This is a genomic window from Promicromonospora noduliphila, assembly GCF_056951025.1.
Genome location: NZ_CM167806.1, coordinates 4826556 through 4841980, shown reverse-complemented (window position 1 = coordinate 4841980; position 15425 = coordinate 4826556). Strand labels below are relative to the sequence as shown.

Annotated in this window: 14 protein-coding genes; 12 read left to right on the top strand and 2 right to left on the bottom strand. The window is 72.8% G+C overall.

What is annotated here, in order from left to right:
* Positions 1-80 precede the first annotated feature (80 nt).
* The 10 genes from AC0QU1_RS21235 to AC0QU1_RS21190 all read left to right on the top strand — a co-directional run bounded on the left by AC0QU1_RS21235 (position 81) and on the right by AC0QU1_RS21190 (position 11250).
* The gene (locus AC0QU1_RS21235) at positions 81-2177 is read left to right on the top strand and encodes an ATP-binding cassette domain-containing protein (RefSeq protein ID WP_483572238.1); all 2097 of its coding nucleotides are present in this window, start codon (positions 81-83) and stop codon (positions 2175-2177) included.
* Complete coding sequence (locus tag AC0QU1_RS21230) at positions 2177-2938, top strand: hypothetical protein (RefSeq protein ID WP_483572237.1); 762 nt, start codon at positions 2177-2179, stop codon at positions 2936-2938. The genes AC0QU1_RS21235 and AC0QU1_RS21230 overlap by 1 nt, the downstream gene beginning before the upstream one ends.
* A gap of 304 nt (positions 2939-3242) precedes the next feature.
* Positions 3243-5120, top strand: a complete 1878-nt coding sequence (locus AC0QU1_RS21225) for an acetolactate synthase large subunit (protein WP_483572235.1) — start codon at positions 3243-3245, stop codon at positions 5118-5120.
* A 5-nt stretch (positions 5121-5125) separates the two neighbouring features.
* The gene (ilvN, locus tag AC0QU1_RS21220; protein ID WP_483572234.1) at positions 5126-5650 is read left to right on the top strand and encodes an acetolactate synthase small subunit; all 525 of its coding nucleotides are present in this window, start codon (positions 5126-5128) and stop codon (positions 5648-5650) included.
* Between the two features lie 77 nt (positions 5651-5727).
* Complete coding sequence (ilvC, locus tag AC0QU1_RS21215) at positions 5728-6756, top strand: ketol-acid reductoisomerase (RefSeq protein WP_483572233.1); 1029 nt, start codon at positions 5728-5730, stop codon at positions 6754-6756.
* Between the two features lie 175 nt (positions 6757-6931).
* A complete protein-coding gene (locus tag AC0QU1_RS21210; RefSeq protein WP_483572231.1) occupies positions 6932-7537 on the top strand; it encodes an ASCH domain-containing protein in 606 nt (201 codons plus the stop codon).
* 267 nt (positions 7538-7804) lie between these two features.
* Positions 7805-8203, top strand: a complete 399-nt coding sequence (locus tag AC0QU1_RS21205; protein WP_483572230.1) for a VOC family protein — start codon at positions 7805-7807, stop codon at positions 8201-8203.
* A gap of 86 nt (positions 8204-8289) precedes the next feature.
* Positions 8290-8835 (top strand): pyridoxamine 5'-phosphate oxidase family protein, encoded by a 546-nt coding sequence (locus tag AC0QU1_RS21200; RefSeq protein WP_483572229.1) that lies wholly within the window; start codon positions 8290-8292, stop codon positions 8833-8835.
* Between the two features lie 70 nt (positions 8836-8905).
* Positions 8906-9964, top strand: a complete 1059-nt coding sequence (locus tag AC0QU1_RS21195) for a 3-isopropylmalate dehydrogenase (RefSeq protein WP_483572228.1) — start codon at positions 8906-8908, stop codon at positions 9962-9964.
* 155 nt (positions 9965-10119) lie between these two features.
* Positions 10120-11250 (top strand): branched-chain amino acid aminotransferase, encoded by a 1131-nt coding sequence (locus tag AC0QU1_RS21190; protein ID WP_483572227.1) that lies wholly within the window; start codon positions 10120-10122, stop codon positions 11248-11250.
* Between the two features lie 56 nt (positions 11251-11306).
* Here AC0QU1_RS21190 and AC0QU1_RS21185 read toward each other — a convergent pair whose 3' ends face one another.
* On the bottom strand, positions 11307-12137 hold the full coding sequence (locus AC0QU1_RS21185; RefSeq protein ID WP_483572225.1) for a GAP family protein: 831 nt from the start codon (positions 12135-12137) through the stop codon (positions 11307-11309).
* Between the two features lie 109 nt (positions 12138-12246).
* Here AC0QU1_RS21185 and AC0QU1_RS21180 point away from each other — a divergent pair, with 109 nt between their 5' ends.
* Together AC0QU1_RS21180 and AC0QU1_RS21175 are read left to right on the top strand one after the other, a co-directional pair.
* A complete protein-coding gene (locus tag AC0QU1_RS21180; protein WP_483572224.1) occupies positions 12247-13887 on the top strand; it encodes a sensor histidine kinase in 1641 nt (546 codons plus the stop codon).
* The gene (locus tag AC0QU1_RS21175) at positions 13884-14540 is read left to right on the top strand and encodes a response regulator (RefSeq protein ID WP_483572222.1); all 657 of its coding nucleotides are present in this window, start codon (positions 13884-13886) and stop codon (positions 14538-14540) included. The genes AC0QU1_RS21180 and AC0QU1_RS21175 overlap by 4 nt, the downstream gene beginning before the upstream one ends.
* A gap of 88 nt (positions 14541-14628) precedes the next feature.
* Here AC0QU1_RS21175 and AC0QU1_RS21170 read toward each other — a convergent pair whose 3' ends face one another.
* A complete protein-coding gene (locus AC0QU1_RS21170; protein WP_483572220.1) occupies positions 14629-15402 on the bottom strand; it encodes a response regulator in 774 nt (257 codons plus the stop codon).
* Positions 15403-15425 lie beyond the last annotated feature (23 nt).

Here is a 15425-nt window from a genome sequence, read left to right as displayed (position 1 = left end):
TTTCGGACCCTCGGGTCGCCGGGGTGAACCGAGCGTCCGACACACCGAAGCGCATGTCCGGAATGCCCTACCCTGTGCGGGTGATTCCAGGGAGCGACGCCGCGATCGAGACGCTCGGGCTGCGCAAGACCTACCGGTCGGTGCGCGGGCGCGCCGTCGGCATCGACGGGCTGGACCTGCGGGTGCCGGTCGGCGGCGTGCACGCGCTCCTCGGACTGGCCGGCTCGGGCAAGACCACGACGTTGCGCCTGCTCACCGGCCTCGCCCGGCCCGAGGCGGGCGCCATGAAGATCTTCGGCACCCACGTCCCGGACGGCTTGCCCGACGTCGCGAGCCGCATCGGCGCCGTCGTCGGCGAACCGGGGTTCCAGGCCCGGCTGAGCGGACGGCGCAACCTGGCCCTGCTCGCGAGCGTGGCCGGCGTGCCGCGCGCCCGCGTCGACGAGGTGCTCTCCCGCGTCGTCCTCACCGACCGGGCCAAGGCCGCCTACGGCACCTACTCCGTCGACGAGGAGCGCCGCCTCGCGCTCGGGGCCGCCCTGCTGCGGGACCCGGAGCTGCTCGTCGTCGACGACCCGAGCGTGGGGCTCGACGCCGTCGGCACGCGCGAGATCCGGCAGGCCCTGCGCCGCCTTGCGGACCAGGGCAAGACCGTTCTCGTGGCCACCGGCGTGCTCACCGAGGCGCAGCAGATCGCGGACACCGTTACGGTGCTCGACGGCGGCCGGGTGCTCGCGCAGGGCCCCGTCGCCGACCTGCTCGGCGACGCCAAGGTCAGCGTGCGCGTGGGCGTCGACGAGCCGGCGAAGGCGGTCACGGCGCTGCGCGCCGCCGGCTTCAAGGTCCGGGCCGACGGCGATGCGCTGCACGTCGACGCCGTCGCCGAACCCGCCGACATCTCCAGGGCGCTGGCCAAGCAGAAGCTCTTCGCGAGCGAGCTGGTGCCGCAGCGTGAGGACCTCGCCGCCGTCGTCGGGCGGCTGCGGCCGGTCGTGGAGCCGACGCCGAAGCCGCCCAGCCGTGCCGAGGAGCGGGCCGCTCGCAAGGCGGCCGAGCGGAAGGCCGCGGAGCGGAAGAAGGCCGCTGACCAGCGCAAGGCTGACAAGGAGGCGGCGGCGAAGCGTGCGGAGGCCGACGCGCGGACGGCGGCGAAGGAGGCGTCACGCGCGGAGCGGGCGGCTGCCAAAGAAGTGGCGCGCGCGGAGCGGGCGGCTGCCAAGGAGGCGCGGAAGCCTGGGACGGCGGGCGGGGGTGCTGTCGCAGCGGCCGGGAGCCTCGTCGCGTCGGCCGGGGAGCGGGCGGCTGCGGCTGCGGGGAAGAGCGAGCCTACGGCCCCGGCGTCCGACGTGCCGCCGAAGCTGTCGGGGTTCGCCCGGCGGAGAGCGGAGTTCGACGCCAAGGTCGCGGAGAGGCAGGCGGCGGCGGACGCGCGGCTCGCCGAGCGGCAGGCGGCCGCCGAGGCCAAGGCGGCCGAGAAGCGAGCGGCCGCTGAGGCCAAGGCGGAGGCGAAAGCGGCCAGGGCGGCCGAGAAGCAGGCCGCCGCTGACGCCAAGGCGGCCGAGCGGCAGGCGGCGATCGACGAGAAGGCTGCCGCCCAGCAGGCCAAGGCCGACGCCAAACAGGCCAGAGCTGACGCGAAGCAGGCCAGGATCGATGACAAGGCTGCCAAGAGGCAGGAAGCCGCCGACGCTCGCGGGACCCGGCTCGCGGCCCGGAAAGAGGGCGCCAAGGCGCTGCTGGGTCGGCGTGCGGCAGAGACGTCGGGTGGCCAGGTCGAGCTGGGGGAGCGGAGCTCGGGCACGACGAGCGCCACGCCGAAGGGCGCGAGGTCGTCCGCCAAGGGTGTGTCGGAGGTGGCTGGTGTGGGCCGGGACGGAGCCGGTCGGGACAAGGCCGGGCGGGCCGCCGCGGAGCGCGACGACGCCGAGCCGGACGACATCCAGCCAGCCGACGTCGAGCGGGAGGATCCGAGCGGGGCGGGGCCGGACGACGTCGGACCGGACGGGGCCGAACTGGTCGACGCCGAACTGGACGAGGCAGGACCAGGCGCGTCCGAGCCGGGCGCTTCGCAGCCGACCGCGCAAGGCGACCAGGGCCAAGGGCAGCGGTCGGGGCACGAGGGGCAGCTGGGGACGGCACGGGGCCGGGGCAAGAAGCGTTCCAGAGGGAGACGATGATGGGGCTGCTGTGGGCCGAGCTGCGCAGGTTCGGCGCGCGGCCGGCGATCCGGTGGATCGCGGCGGGGATGCTGGGGCACGTGACCCTGGCGGTGGTGATGACGGCGTTCGCGCCGGGGGCGTCGACGCTCGACGCGATGCTCGACCAGGGGCAGATCTCGTTCTACGCGATGACGTCGGTGTTCCTCGCCTACCTTGCGGGCGTGCTGCTGGTGACGGGCGACGCGGCGTCGGGCGGGACGCGGGCCCTGCTCACCGTCGAGCCGCGTCGCGACCGGGTGTACTGGAGCAAGCTGGCGGCCGCCGGCCTGGCGGTGGTGCCGGGGGTGGCGGCGGCCTACGCGCTGCTGGCGTTAGGCATGTACGGGGTGCACGCGCGGGCCGGCGTGCTCGGCGGTCCGCCGTCGGACCTGGCGTCCGCGCTGACGTGGAGCGGCGTGCGGGTGCTCGCCCTCGCGGTGTGCGCGGCGGTCGGCGGTGCGGCGCTCGGCGTGCTCGTGCGGCGCTGGTGGGTGGCGGTGGCGCTCGCGGTGGGCTGGTTCCTGGTCGAGGAGCAGGGTGTGCTGGGCGGGTCCGCCGGGATGCGGGACTGGTTCCCGTTCACGAACGCGGACACCTGGGTGCGGGGCACGCGGACCGTGCTGTCCGGTGACGGGCTCCTGGCGGTCCCGCTGGTGCACAGCGCGGTGCTGCTGCTGGGCGTCACGGTGGTGCTGACGGTGCTCGGCCTGGTCGTGTTCCGGTACCGGGACGTGCGCTGAGCCGGTTGTCCCGGCCTTGGGTCTGGGGTCTGACACCGGCCCGGGACGGTGTGATTGAAACCCCCGTCCGTCTCGGATCGTGGGACCTTTGGCCCGCTGGGTGACACCGGCGCAGATTCGGCGTAACGTGCGTCACGTGCAGACGATCATTCTCGTAGTACTTCCTGAGCGCGCGGCCTAGGCCCCAGCACAGGCATCGTCCGCGCGCTCACCCTGGCAGTCCTTCTTACAGGACCCGGGGTTTTTTTGTTGTCACGAACGCTCGCTTTCGCCCCACGACGGGGCGCGACGGCAGGAGATCCGCATGACCGGTACACCGACACCCGCACAGATCGCCGCGCGCGCAGAGGCGCGTGACCAGGTCCGTACCGAGCTTCGGTCCCGCGTAGCCGGCAAGTCAGAGCCCGAGGCGGCGGCGCCCCGGGTCGGGCCGGAGGAGGTGACGGGGGCGCAGTCGATCGTCCGCTCGCTCGAGGAGGTCGGGACGGAGGTCGTCTTCGGCATCCCGGGCGGCGCGATCCTGCCCACGTACGACCCGCTGATGGACTCCGCCAAGCTCCGGCACATCCTCGTGCGGCACGAGCAGGGCGGCGGCCACGCGGCGTCGGGCTACGCGCACGCGACCGGCCGGGTCGGGGTGACCATGGCGACGTCGGGCCCTGGTGCCACCAACCTGGTGACGCCCATCGCGGACGCCCACATGGACTCGATCCCGCTCGTGGCGATCACCGGCCAGGTGGCGAGCTCCGCGATCGGTACCGACGCGTTCCAGGAGGCCGACATCGTCGGCATCACCCTGCCGATCACCAAGCACAACTTCCTGGTCACCGACCCGGACGAGATCCCGCGCACCATCGCGGAGGCGTTCCACATCGCGTCCACCGGCCGGCCTGGGCCCGTGCTCGTGGACATCGCGAAGTCCGCGATGCAGTCGCGCACCACGTTCTCGTGGCCGCAGGAGCTGAACCTGCCCGGCTACCACCCGGTGACCAAGCCGCACTCCAAGCAGATCCGCGAGGCGGCCAAGCTGCTGGCGACGGCGCGGCGGCCGGTGCTGTACGTCGGCGGCGGCGTGATCCGGTCGGGTGCGTCGGACCTGCTGCGCCAGCTCGTGGACCTGTCCGGCGCGCCGGTGGTGACCACCCTGATGGCGCGTGGCGCGGTGCCGGACAGCCATCCGCAGCACCTGGGCATGCCCGGCATGCACGGCACGGTGCCCGCGGTGGCGGCGCTGCAGAAGGCCGACCTGGTCTTCGCGCTCGGCGCCCGGTTCGACGACCGCGTGACCGGCAAGCTGTCGAGCTTCGCCCCGCTGGCGGCGATCGTGCACGCGGACATCGACCCGGCCGAGATCGGCAAGAACCGCGAGGCCGACGTCCCGATCGTGGGTGACCTCCGCGAGGTCATCGGCGACCTGCTGCCCGAGCTCGCGAGGGAGCACGAGGCGCACGGCAAGCCGGACGTCGAGGGCTGGTGGCGGCAGCTCGACGAGTGGCGCCGCACCTACCCGCGCGGCTACACCGAGCCGGAGGACGGCAACCTCGCGCCGCAGCACGTGATCCAGCGCCTGGGCGAGCTGACCGGGCCGGAGGGGATCTACGTCGCGGGTGTGGGGCAGCACCAGATGTGGGCCGCGCAGTTCATCACCTACGAGCGGCCCAACACGTGGATCAACTCCGGCGGCCTCGGCACCATGGGCTACGCGATCCCCGCCGCGATGGGTGCCAAGGTCGGCCAGCCCGACCGGACGGTCTGGGCGGTGGACGGCGACGGCTGCTTCCAAATGACCAACCAGGAGCTCGCGACCTGCACGATCAACGACATCCCCATCAAGGTGGCGCTGATCAACAACAGCTCGCTGGGCATGGTGCGGCAGTGGCAGACGCTCTTCTACGAGTCGCGCTACTCCAACACCGACCTGCACACCGGCCACGGCACCGTGCGGGTGCCCGACTTCGTGAAGCTCGCCGACGCGTACGGCTGCGAGGGCATCCGCGTGGAGCGGGCCTCCGACGTCGACGCCGCGATCAAGCGGGCGAACGAGATCGACGACCGGCCCGTCGTCGTGGACTTCACCGTCTCGCGCGACGCGATGGTGTGGCCCATGGTCCCCGCCGGTGTGAGCAACGACGACATCCAGTACGCACGCGGCATCTCGCCGGCGTGGGAGCGAGAGGACTGACCCCCATGTCGAGGCACACCCTGTCCGTGCTCGTGGAGAACAAGCCCGGCGTGCTCACGCGCGTGGCCGGCCTGTTCGCCCGGCGCGCGTTCAACATCCACTCCCTGGCCGTCGGTCCCACGGAGCACGAGGAGATCTCGCGCATCACCGTGGTGGTCGACGTCGAGGAGCACCCCCTGGAACAGGTCACGAAGCAGCTCAACAAGCTCATCCACGTGATCAAGATCGTCGAGCTCGAACCCGAGTCGTCAGTGCACCGCGAGCTCCTGCTCGTCAAGGTGCGGGCCGACGCCGCCACCCGTACCGGGGTGCTGGAGGTCGTCGACATGTTCCGGGCGCGCGTCGTCGACGTCGTGCCGGAGTCCGTGGTGATCGAAGCCACCGGGCCCGCCGCGAAGCTCGATGCCCTGCTCGCGGCGCTGGAACCGTACGGTGTCCGTGAGATCGTCAAGTCCGGGATGCTGGCCGTCGGCCGGGGTGCCCGGTCCATCACCGACCGCGCGTTCGAGCGCGCGGTCCGGTCCGCGTGACACCGTCCCCTTCCACGCGATACCCCTTTCACCCGAGACTCTTTCCACCCGAGACATCAACTCAAGGAGCAAGAACCGTGGCTGAGCTGTTCTACGACGACGACGCCGACCTGTCGGTCATCCAGCAGAAGAAGGTTGCGGTGATCGGCTACGGCAGTCAGGGCCACGCGCACGCCCTGAACCTGCGTGACTCCGGCGTACAGGTGACCGTGGGCCTGCGCGAGGGCTCCGCGTCCCGCGTGAAGGCCGAGAACGAGGGCCTGGCCATCGCCACCGTGCCGGACGCCGTCCGGGATGCCGACGTCGTCGTGGTCCTCGCTCCGGACCAGGTGCAGCGGCACCTGTACGCCGAGGACATCGCGCCGAACCTGAAGGAGGGCGCCGCGCTCGTCTTCGGGCACGGCTTCAACATCCGGTTCGGCTACATCAAGCCCGAGGCCGGGCACGACGTGCTGATGGTCGCCCCCAAGGGTCCCGGCCACATCGTGCGCCGCGAGTTCGCCGACGGCCGCGGGGTGCCCGTGATCGTCGCGGTGGAGCAGGACGCGTCCGGCACCGCCTGGGACCTCGCGCTCTCGTACGCCAAGGCGATCGGTGGCCTCCGCGCCGCCGGCATCAAGACGACGTTCACCGAGGAGACCGAGACCGACCTGTTCGGTGAGCAGGCCGTGCTGTGCGGCGGCGCCTCGCAGCTCGTCCAGTACGGGTTCGAGACGCTGACCGAGGCCGGCTACCAGCCGGAGGTCGCGTACTTCGAGGTGCTGCACGAGCTCAAGCTGATCGTCGACCTGATGATCGAGGGCGGCATCGCCAAGCAGCGCTGGTCGGTTTCCGACACCGCGGAGTACGGCGACTACGTCTCCGGGCCGCGCGTGATCGACCCGCACGTGAAGGAGAACATGAAGGCCGTGCTGGCCGACATCCAGAACGGCTCCTTCGCGGCGCGGTTCATCGCCGACCAGGACGCCGGCGCCCCCGAGTTCAAGGAGCTGCGCGCCAAGGGCGAGCAGCACCCGATCGAGGCCACCGGCCGCGACCTGCGCAAGATGTTCGCGTGGATCAAGCCGTCCGACTCGGACTACGTCGAGGGTTCTGCTGCTCGCTAAGGCGTAGCGGCGCTCGGGGCAAGACCACGGACTGGAGGTCGGTTGCTCTGCGTAGACGATTGCTACGCAGAGCAACCGACCTCCAATCTGTTGTGTCACCTTGCGGAGGGCGTGCACCGTCCGGGTTACTGGTGTGGCGGTATTCGTAGTCCGCGGATACTGGCAGGATGTCCCCGTGACCGATGACGCGACGCCCGAGAGCACCGAGCGCGACCCCGAGCCGACCGAGTCCGAGTCGTTCGATCCTTCGACGTTCGATCCCGAGGCGATCCCCGTCGAGGACGAGGAGCTCGCCGCCGAGGTCCTCGACTTCTGGGCCGCCACCCGCCCGTACGCCGGCATGGCCAAGGCGAGCATCGTCGTCGGGCAGACGGTGAGCGAGACCGTGCCGCCGCAGGCCTGGTCGTTCGGCGACGAGCCGGAGCTCGCGGAGAAGCTGCTGGCCGCGGTCCTGGCGGGGGACAAGACGGCGACGTCGTCGGCGCTGTGGGACTACGAGGACGAGGGTGCGCCGCTGCCGGTGGTGGGCGAGCTGTCGATCCTGCTGGACGGCGAGCGCCACCCGCGGGCGCTGATCCGCACCACGAGCGTCGAGACCACCACGTTCGACGAGGTCGACGAGGACTTCGCCGCCGCGGAGGGCGAGGACGACCGCACGCTCGAGTCGTGGCGCGCGGGGCACGAGGCGTACTTCCGCCGGAACCTCGGCGAGGGCCGGGAGTTCGCGACGGACATGCCGGTGGTGTGCGAGCGGTTCGAGCTGCTCTACCCCAAGCGCTGACGGTTCCCTGCGGCGCAGGGAACCGGTCGCTCCGGGGCGGACGACGGCGGTGTCGGACCCGCGGCGGTGTTGAGCCAGGCCGGTGTTGAGCCTGGCCGGTGCCGGGCGTGGCCGGTGCCGGACCTGTAGGGCCAACCCGGCGACGTGGACGCCGGGGGCCCGTCGGGAGTGTCAGTGTCTCGGTCTAGCGTCTGGGTATCGGCTCGGTTCGCGGGTCGGAAGGCCGGGCGGAGGCCGGGTCGCAGATCGACACGGAGGGCGAGGACGATGGCGCTGCGCTGGTACTCGACGGTGGTGGAGTCCACCGACCACAAGAAGCTGGCCCGCTGGTGGGCGGAGGCACTGGGCTGGGAGGTCATCTTCGAGCTGGACTCGGAGTCGGTGGTCGTGCCGCCGTGGGCGCTGGAGCTCACGGAGAAGCTGGACTTCCATCAGGTGCCGCCGGGCTTCGTGTTCGTCCCGGTCGAGCACGAGAAGGCCGGCAAGAACCGCCTGCACTGGGACTTCGCGCCGCACACCAGCGACGATCGTGACGCCGAGATCGCGCGGCTGGTCGAGCTGGGCGCCACGGTCATCGACGTCGGGCAGCCCGCCGATGCGACCTGGACCGTTCTCGCGGACCCGGACGGCAACGAGTTCTGCGTGCTCTCGGCGCGGGACCAGTAGCGCGGGGGAGGGGTGCCGGGGCCGGCCCAGGGGCGCCGCGGCCGGCCCGGACGATGAGTTCTTGCCTCCGCCGTCGTCGGCCCAGCATGAGCACACACGTGAAGACCAAGAACCTCGCCGACCTCTACGAGCTCGCGCCCCTGGAGTGGGAGCCGGTCGCCGCGGCGCTCGCCGACATCGGGGACCAGGCCCCGGGCGGCCGGGGGCCCGACCGCCACTCGCACTGGCTCACCACGGTCAACGCCGACGGCAGCCCGCACACCACCGGCGTCGGGGCGTTCTGGGACGACGGCGTCTTCTACGTCGTGTCCGGCCGGGGCGTCCGCAAAAGCCGGAACATGGAGCGTGACCCGCGGTGCAGCATCGCCGTCGCGGCGGACGACTACGACGTCGTCGTCGAGGGCGTCGCCGAGCTGGTGACCGACGCCGCGACGGTCGCGCACATCGCGAAGGTCGCTGCCGACGGCGGCTGGCCGGCGACGGTCGACGAGTCCGGCACGGCACTGACGGCGCCGTACAGCGCGCCGTCGGCGGGACCGGCGCCGTGGCACGTCTACCGGGTCACCCCCACCAAGGCGAACGCGCTGTACGTGCGGGACCCCGGCGGGGCGACGGCCTGGTCGTTCGACTGAGACGTCCGCACACGGTCCATTCCGTGAGACCTGTGTCTCATCCAAGTGCCCGCGCGCGTAGGCTCCGGGCATGGCACAGGTGGGCACGACAGACGGCATCGACCTCGCGGTGGTCGCTGGTGACGGCATCGGGACCGAGGTCGTCGAGCAGGGTCTCGCGGTCCTCGAGGCGGCGCTGGCGCCGTCGGGCACCAAGCTCTCCACCACCGAGTTCGACCTCGGCGCGCGCCGCTGGCACGCGACCGGCGAGACCCTCACCGACGAGGACCTCGCGCGGATCAAGAGCCAGGACGCGATCCTGCTGGGCGCGATCGGCGACCCGTCGGTCCCGAGCGGCGTGCTGGAGCGCGGCCTGCTGCTCAAGCTGCGCTTCGTGCTGGACCACTACGTGAACCTGCGCCCGTCCAAGCTGTACCAGGGCGTCTCCAGCCCGCTGGCCGACCCGGGCGAGATCGACTTCGTCGTGGTCCGCGAGGGCACGGAGGGTCCGTACGTCGGCAACGGCGGCGCGCTGCGCGTCGGCACGCCCGCCGAGATCGCCACCGAGGTCAGCGTCAACACCGCGTTCGGCGTCGAGCGGGTGGTCCGGGACGCGTTCGCCCGGGCGAACGCGCGGCCGCGCAAGCACCTCACGCTGGTGCACAAGCACAACGTGCTGGTGCACGCCGGCCATCTGTGGCGCCGCACCGTCGAGGCCGTGAACGCCGAGTTCCCCGACGTCACCACCGACTACGCGCACGTGGATGCCGCGACCATCTACCTCACGACCAACCCGAGCCGGTTCGACGTGATCGTGACGGACAACCTCTTCGGCGACATCCTCACCGACCAGGCCGCCGCGATCACGGGCGGCATCGGGCTGGCGGCGTCGGCCAACATCAACCCCGACCGCACGGCGCCGTCGATGTTCGAGCCGGTGCACGGCTCGGCGCCCGACATCGCCGGCCAGGGCAAGGCCGACCCCACGGCGACCATCCTCTCGGTCGCCCTCCTGCTGGACCACCTGGGCTTCGCTGCCGAGTCCGCGCGCGTCCAGGACGCCGTCGCGCAGGACCTCGCGGCGCGCGGCGACGTCGTACGTACGACCGACCAGGTAGGCCGCGACATCGCGGCCCGCGTGACCGGGTAACCGCGCTCCACGAGAGCGCGAGCCCGGGTCACGCAGACCGAACCCGGGCGCCGCTCTCGCACGTCGAAGGCCGTCCGGGCAGGCGCCCGGCTCGGAACCCTCCATCGCCTCGCCGGGCGTGGAAGACTGACCACATTCCGGTGAAAGGCATCGACATGACAACCACGACGGACCCCATCCTCCCGACCCGGCTCGAAGACCTGGTGGCGCTCTTCGACGTGCGGCCCACCGACACGCCGACGCCGGACGCCGAGCGCAGCGCAGCGCTCCGCGCCCCGAAGTTCGGGACGGTGTTCACCGACCACATGGCGCGGATCTCGTGGACCAGCAACGACGGCTGGAAGGACCGGCGGATCGAGAAGTACGGCCCGCTCCAGCTCGACCCGGCCACGGCCGTGCTGCACTACGCGCAGGAGATCTTCGAGGGCCTCAAGGCCTACAAGCACGCGGACGGCTCGGTCTGGTCGTTCCGCCCCGACCAGAACGCCGCCCGCTTCGCGCGGTCGGCGCACCGCATCGCGCTGCCCGCGCTCAGCGTGGACGACTTCATCGGGTCGCTGGCCGCCCTGGTCCGGACGGATCTCGCCTGGGTGCCCGACGGCGAGGACTCGTCCCTCTACCTACGGCCCTTCATGTACGCCTCGGAGGCGTTCCTCGGGGTGCGCCCGGCACTCGAGGCCGAGTACCTGGTGATCGCCTCGCCGGTCGGCCCGTACTTCTCCGGCGGCGTGCAGCCGGTCTCGATCTACGTCTCCGAGCAGTACCACCGGGCAGGGCCGCCCGGAGGCACCGGCGACGCCAAGTTCGGCGGCAACTATGCCGCGAGCCTCCTGCCGCAGCAGCTCGCGCAGCAGCAGGGCTTCGACCAGGTCTGCTTCCTCGACGCCGCCTCCAGCACCTACCTCGAGGAGCTCGGCGGCATGAACGTGTTCCTCGTGATGGACGACGGGACGCTGCAGACGCCCGAGCTCGGCTCGATCCTGGAGGGGATCACGCGCGCCTCGGTGCTGCGGCTCGCCGCCGACCGCGGGTACCAGGTGGTGGAGCGGCGCATCCCGCTCGCGGAGGTCGCGGCCGGGCTGGAGTCGGGCGCGGTCAAGGAGTTCTTCGCGTGCGGCACCGCCGCCGTCGTGACGCCGGTGGGGCGCCTCGCCGGGGCGACCTTTGACCACGAGGTCAACGGCGGGGAGCCGGGCGAGCTCACGATGGCGATCCGCCAGGAGCTCACCGACATCCAGTACGGCCGCGCCGAGGACCGGCACGGCTGGATGCGCCGGCTGGCCTGACTCGTCCGGCACGCCCGGTCCCGCTGGCAGGCCCGGTACGGCAAGCTCTGGGGCGCTCAGCCCCAGAGCTTGCCGATCGCGTCGCGGGCCACGAGGAACCCCACGATGCCGACGACCCACGCGCTGGTGCTCGCGGCGTTCTTCGTGAGCCACGCGTCGAGCCGGGTCAGGGGACGCTCCACGAGCCGGGCGGCGACGAGGCGCAAGGTAAGGAAGACCAGCGCGGGCGCGATCATGACGACGCAGTACCCCACGATCCACAGGCCGGACACCGGCCAGCCCGGGCCCTGCGTGCCGATCAGGCCGAGCGCCGCCAGGTACGGGAGCATCGACGCGACCTCGACCAGGCCCGCCGTCACGGCCAGGAGCACGAGCCCGCGCACGGAGCCCGCCTCCGAGCCGACGGCACGTTCGCGCCACCGTGCCAGCCGCCCGGGAGCCGGCGTCGTCCGCACGGGCGCGTCCGACGTCCCGTCCTCTGTCCCGCTCGGCGTGCCACTCACCGTGCTGCCGGCGGTCCCGCCCTGCCGCGCCGCCTCCTCGGCCGCCCTCTTCTTGGCGTTCGGCGGCTCCAGCCAGAAGCTCCACGCGAACAGCCCGACGCCCACCGCGAGCTGCGCGATCAGGAACGGGCGGGAGTCGGTCAGCCCGGCGAGCACGGTCCCGAGGCTCGACGCGAACAGCAGGATCACGATGCCCAGCACGGCGTAGAACCCGGCGATGGAGCCCAGGTACACGAGGATCCGCCCCGCACGCACCCGACCCGGCGTCATGAGCAGCCACACCGGGATGAGCAGCGTGCCGAAGCTGGTGGAGTCGATGAGCGCGAGCAGCGCCAGGGCACCGAACAGCACGGCGCCCGTGAGCTCGCCGGAGATGAAGTCCATGGTGGTCAGCCTGGCGCAGCTTCTTTGCTGGTGCATCGGTCGAAGCGCCGAGCTGTGGATACATCGTTCGGATGACCCGCGCCGCGCGCCGTCGTGCTGAGATGGTGGGATGACCCGCACCATCCCGTCGCTGCTCGGCACCGCCTCGGCCGCGGTCGCCGCGGAGGACCGTCGCGGGGACGTCCTGACGGCGGCGGGCCTCTTCCTCATCGCGCTGGCGCTCGACGCGCTCGGCCTGATCGGCACGACCTGGCCCGGTCCGGACGTACCGGACTGGTGGTTCGTCGGCCCGGCGCTCGTCGGCAGTGTCGCCCTGGCCTGGCGGCGCACGCGCCCCCTCGTCACCCTGGGCGTCGTCACCGTGGCCCTCGTGGCCGACGTCGCGCTCGGCGGCAGCATCGGCATGCTCGTGTTCCTGTGGGAGTCGCTCTACGCGGTCCACCTGCACGGCGGTCCGCCGGCCCGGCGCGTGACGGTCGTCGGGGTCGCGCTCCTCTCGTTCGCGATGCTGGTCGTGGTCGGTGAGGCCACCCGGGATGCCCGCGCCGCCGTGCTCGCCGGCCTGCAGACGGCGACGATGCTGGTCATGCCGCTGTGGTGGGGCTCGAACGTGCGGCAGGGTCGTGAGCTCGCCGCCGCCGCCGAGGAGCGCGAGCGGCTCGAACGGGAGCGCGGCACCGCGCTCCTGCGCCTCGCCGAGGCGGCGCGGCACGACGCCGTCCGCGCCGAGCGCACCGCCGTCGCCCGCGACCTGCACGACGTCGTCGCCTCGCACCTGTCGGCCATCACGATCACGTCGGGCGCCGCGCTGGCGGGGTCGGCCGACCCGGAGCGCGACCGCGCGGCGCTACGCAGCATCCGCGCGGAGAGCCTCGCCTCGCTGGAGGACATGCAGGCCATGATCCGGGTGCTGAGCGCGGAACCGGCGCCGGCCGGTCCTGGTGTGGACGGTGTGGTGGGTTCGAGTGGCGCGGGCCAGGGCGGTGCGGCGGGCGCAGGTGGCGCCGGAGTGAATGCCGGAAGCGCCGGCCTGGTCGCCGCGTCGCGGGCCGCTCAGCTCGACGGTGTGCTGGAGCAGGTGCGGCTCGCGGGCCTCGACCTGACCGTGTCCGATCCGGACGGCCTGCTCACGGGCGCCACGGTGCTGCCCGCCGCGGTGGACCACGCCGTGTACCGCGTGGTCAGGGAGGCGCTGACGAACGTGCTCAAGCACGGCGGCGCCCGCGCCGACCTGAGCTTCGCGGCGGGCGGGACGCTGGAGCTCGAGGTGCGCGACGTCGGCGTGCGGCCCGGCGACGCTCCCCGCACCCGGGCCGACGGCGGGAGCGGCACCGGGACAGGGCTGGTGTCGATGCGCGAACGCGTCGAGTCGCTCGGCGGGTCGTTCGAGGCGGGTCCGGTGGACGTGGCCTCGGTGGCCGCCGTGCCGGCTGGTGCAGTGCCGGTCGGTGCAGTGCCGGTCGGTGCGGTACCGGCCGCCGCCGGATCGGCCGGCACCGCGCCGGAGCGGGTTCGATCGGACGGCACCGGCTGGCGGGTCCGCGCCGCCCTGCCGCTGCCCGAGCGGACGGGCGGTGAGCCGGCGCCGGCGGAGGGCTCGACGTCGGAGGGCTTGACCCGAGGCCGATCATCGTCGGATGGGCCGACGGCGGGCGATCCGTCGTCGGACCGTCCTCCGCCGGGCCGCCCCACGCCGGCCGATCCGTCGTCGGACCGCCCGGACCAGGCGTCGTCGGAGCTCCGCGCATGATCCGCGTCCTGCTCGCCGACGACCACGCCGCGATCCGCGCGGGCCTGCGGATGCTGCTCGCGACGGCCGGCGACATCGAGGTGGTCGGCGAGGCCGGCGACGGCGCCGCGGCGGTGACGAATGCGCGGGCGCTGCGTCCCGACGTCGTGCTGATGGACGTGCGCATGCCGGGGACCGACGGCGTGACCGCCACGCGCCAGATCGTCTCCGAGGGACTGGCCGAGGTGCTCGTGCTCACGACGTTCGACCTGGACGAGTACGTGTTCGGCGCGCTGCAGGCCGGTGCGGCGGGCTTCCTGCTGAAGACGGCGGAGGCGTCCGCGCTCGTGGCGGCCGTGCGGCACGTCGCGGCCGGCGACGGCGTCGTGGCGCCGGAGGTGACCCGGCGGCTGATCGCGGCGCTGGCCGCGCCGCGGAACGGGAACGGTGCCGGGGGCGCCGGTCCGGCGGCGTCCCTGCCCGCCGGCCTGACGCCGCGGGAGCTCGACGTGCTGGCGGGCCTGGGCGGCGGCCTGTCGAACGCCGAGCTCGCGAGCGAGCTGACGATCAGCGAGGCCACGGCCAAGACCCACGTGTCACGCGTGCTCGCCAAGCTGGGCGTCACGTCCCGCGTCCAGGCCGCCATCGCGGCACGCGACGCGGGCTTGGCCTGAGCCGCGGGTCGCGTCACCCCTGGTCATGGCCGCGGACCGCGCCGCCCGCCGCGCCGGGCCGAAGCTGCCCGCACCGCACCCCGAGCGATCAGGGATTGAGCCCGTGCTGGTAAGCCCAGATCGCGAGCTGCGTGCGGTCCCGCGTACCGGTCTTGTCGAGCATGTTGCCGATGTGCCACTTCACCGTGTTCTCACCGAGGTTGAGCCGCCCGGCGATCTGCTTGTTGCTGAGCCCTTCCGCCAGCGCCGCCACCACCTCGAGCTCCCGGTCGGTGAGCAGGCTGGCGATGCTCGGCGTCTCACCCCCGGCGGCCGAGCCGCCGGCGCCGCCTGAACCGCCCGAGCCCGCCGCGCCGGCCGGGCCGCCCGGTCCGGGCTCCGGCGGACCGTCCGCCGGCTCCGGCGCCTCCGGGGCCTTGTCCCTGCGGGTCCGTCCGCTGCTGCGGGCATAGTCGGCGATGAGGCGCTCCCGCACCGCCGGCGACTGCAGCGCGCTCGCGTTGACGGCCGCGCGGATCGCGGCGGGGATGTCGCCGGGGTTCTTCTTCAGCAGGTAGCCGACGGCGCCCCGCTCGAACGCCCCGTAGAGGTACTCGTCCAGGTGGAACGTGGTGAACACGAGCACGGGGATCGGATCGGCGACGCCGGGACCGCTCAGCGCCTCGATGGCGTCGAGGCCGCCGCCACCGGGCATCCGCAGGTCCATGAGCACGACGTCGGGCCGCAGGGTCCTGGCCAGGCGGACGGCGTCGACCCCGTTGCTGGCCTCGCCGACCACCCGGATGTCGTCGGTGGTGTCGAGCAGGAGGCGTAGTGACCGGCGGACGCTGCCTGCGTCGTCGACGACGAGCGTCGTGATCACGTGTTCGCGCCTCCCTTGCAGCG

Coding starts and splice junctions, on each gene's coding strand:
- AC0QU1_RS21230 (WP_483572237.1), top strand. CDS start 2,177: ATGGGGCTGCTGTGGGCCGAGCTGCGCAGGTTCGGCGCGCGGCCGGCG.
- AC0QU1_RS21180 (WP_483572224.1), top strand. CDS start 12,247: ATGACCCGCACCATCCCGTCGCTGCTCGGCACCGCCTCGGCCGCGGTC.
- AC0QU1_RS21200 (WP_483572229.1), top strand. CDS start 8,290: ATGAGCACACACGTGAAGACCAAGAACCTCGCCGACCTCTACGAGCTC.
- AC0QU1_RS21225 (WP_483572235.1), top strand. CDS start 3,243: ATGACCGGTACACCGACACCCGCACAGATCGCCGCGCGCGCAGAGGCG.
- AC0QU1_RS21190 (WP_483572227.1), top strand. CDS start 10,120: ATGACAACCACGACGGACCCCATCCTCCCGACCCGGCTCGAAGACCTG.
- AC0QU1_RS21195 (WP_483572228.1), top strand. CDS start 8,906: ATGGCACAGGTGGGCACGACAGACGGCATCGACCTCGCGGTGGTCGCT.
- AC0QU1_RS21175 (WP_483572222.1), top strand. CDS start 13,884: ATGATCCGCGTCCTGCTCGCCGACGACCACGCCGCGATCCGCGCGGGC.
- AC0QU1_RS21205 (WP_483572230.1), top strand. CDS start 7,805: ATGGCGCTGCGCTGGTACTCGACGGTGGTGGAGTCCACCGACCACAAG.
- ilvN (WP_483572234.1), top strand. CDS start 5,126: ATGTCGAGGCACACCCTGTCCGTGCTCGTGGAGAACAAGCCCGGCGTG.
- AC0QU1_RS21185 (WP_483572225.1), bottom strand. CDS start 12,137: ATGGACTTCATCTCCGGCGAGCTCACGGGCGCCGTGCTGTTCGGTGCC.